The organism is Sedimentibacter sp. B4, assembly GCF_000309315.1.
GTDB classification, from domain to species: Bacteria; Bacillota; Clostridia; order Tissierellales; family Sedimentibacteraceae; genus Sedimentibacter; species Sedimentibacter saalensis.
Map to the genome: position 1 here is coordinate 1 of NZ_CANG01001151.1, position 432 is coordinate 432.

A 432-nucleotide genomic window follows, 5' to 3' on the forward strand; every position below is an offset into this window, starting at 1 on the left:
GTACTTCAGGGCGCACGGCGCCATCTCGTCCGACCACTCGCACGCGGACGCACGGGTCGAGCCGCTGGATGACGCCGAGGCCGAGCGCCTCTACGCACTGGGCCGCCGCGGCGCGATCACGCCGGCGCAGGCCGACACCCTTCGCCGCGCCTTCCTGTTCGAGCAGGCCCGGATGGCCGCCGACGACGGCCTGGTGCTGACCATGCACCCCGCGGTGTACCGCAACCACCACCCGGCCACGTTCGCCGGCTACGGCGCCGACGTCGGCGCGGACATCCCGCTCCAGGTGGAGTTCACCCGGGCCGTCCAGCCGATGCTGGCAGCATTCGGCACCTCCCCCGGCTTCCACGTGGTGTTCTCCCCAGCGCGTCCTGGGCGTGGTTCATCGACGCCCCGGACGCGATGGCGCGCTTCCGCTCATCTGTTCACCGA

The 432-nt window shown here is 72.2% G+C and carries 1 protein-coding gene; it reads left to right on the forward strand.

From position 1 onward, the window contains the following. The coding region (locus BN358_RS25920) for a glucuronate isomerase (protein WP_198018556.1) at positions 1–432 on the forward strand (432 nt) is incomplete at both ends.